At 65.3% G+C, this 1,463-nt stretch carries 2 protein-coding genes; both read right to left on the bottom strand.

Translation table 11 applies throughout. The annotated features are described in order from the left end of the window. Positions 1–109: 109 nt before the first annotated feature. Positions 110–832, bottom strand: coding sequence for a hypothetical protein (locus G4D87_RS37720; RefSeq protein WP_163787586.1), 723 nt, complete (start codon positions 830–832; stop codon positions 110–112). A 120-nt stretch (positions 833–952) separates the two neighbouring features. Then, the coding region (locus G4D87_RS37715) for a zinc-binding dehydrogenase (protein WP_163787585.1) at positions 953–1,463 on the bottom strand (511 nt) is incomplete at its 5' end.

The following is a 1,463-nucleotide window of genomic DNA, read 5'->3' as shown; positions in this document are numbered from 1 at the left end:
CTGCTCCACCAGGTGCTCGTGGACCAGTCGTTCAATCTTCGATTCCAGCGTCGCAGGGGTTTTCGTGTGCATCCGCCACGGGTTGCACACCGCGACGACGGCCTCAACACTACCCCTGAACGGTTACGATGAGCCACCTTGAGCGCGCATAGAGTCTGGCACTATCCAAGAAGGTCGCGGGTTGATGGTCGCGCCGGACGGACTCCAGTCGGTCGTCAAAGGCGTCTGCGACACGGAGCAGGTGCTTGAACCGGGCGGTTCCGACCTGACCAGGGCGCCGACGTCCCTCATCAGGCTCCAGCTCCGACAACCATGTGTTGAGGACGAATCCCTTGAGGCTGCGTGGCCTCCCGAGCCGGCCGGTGTCATGCGCGTAGGAATGAACGCGAAGCAGCCCGAGCGGGTCCGGTAGCAAACTGACGAGCGTCCTGTCACCGGATGCGTGGTCGCAGAGGCGAAAGAGCCCGGCCAAGAGGACCTCCGCGCCGGGAGGGAGAAAGTCTCCGCCATCCAGGTCCGCAGCGGAAGGAGTCAATGCGTCCGGATAGAGGTCCATCCCGAGGGAGAGGTCACCAGAGCGCCAGAAGCCTTCCGAGTCATCATCGACGTCGAGTCCGAGTTCAATGGACCTCCATGTCGAGAGTTCGTCCGGCGCACGCCATCCGTACATCTGCGCGATGTCGTCGGGCATCTCGGCAAGCTCCGCCATGTCGACTTCCGCGAGGCGGGCGCGGAAGAGGCCGGGCTCACGCGCCACGAGCAACTCAACGGCGTCAACAAGCGGAGTGTTGGACAACGTGTCCACCGTCAAGTCGTCCAGTCGTAGGGCCACGAGCATCTCGTACGTGAAAAGGACTTCGAACTAGCGAAGAGAATACTACCAAGAGCAACACCTGCCGAAAGCACAGGGGACTGGAGCCCCGCAGCAGCGTCGGTATCCCCTGGCACGCCCTCACGGCACCAGCACCAGCTTCCCCACCGTACCGCCGGACTCCAGGGCCCGGTGTGCATCCGCCACCGCGTCCAACGGAAACGACTTCACCGGAGGCGGCACCAGCTTCCCCTCCTCCAGCCAGCCCAGGAGCCGCGCCATGGACTCCTCCAGCACGGCGCGCTGCTCGAACAGGTACGACAGGTTGAACGCCAGCACGCTGGTGTTGTCGTTGGTGAGCGTCAGCGGATCAAACCGCGGCGTCCTCAACCAGTCCCAGGCCAGCTTCGCGTAGTTCGGCCGGCCTCCCGTGCGCGGCAGCATGGAGTGGAAGCCGTAGATGACCAGCTTCCCCGGCGACGCCAGGTGCTTGTAGCTGTCGCGCAGCGTGGACGGCCCGTTCGCGTCCAGCACCACGTCATACCCGCGAGGCGCCGCCCGCTCCGCCGCGGCCCACAAGGCCTCCCGGCTCTTGTCGATGACGACCGCCGCCCCCTGCGCGAGCGCCGTCTCCACCTTGTGCGTCCCACCC

Source organism: Myxococcus vastator (assembly GCF_010894475.1).
Classification (GTDB): Bacteria; Myxococcota; Myxococcia; order Myxococcales; family Myxococcaceae; genus Myxococcus; species Myxococcus vastator.
The sequence above is the reverse complement of the archived record's forward strand: the minus strand, read 5'-3'. Positions and strand labels throughout refer to the sequence as shown.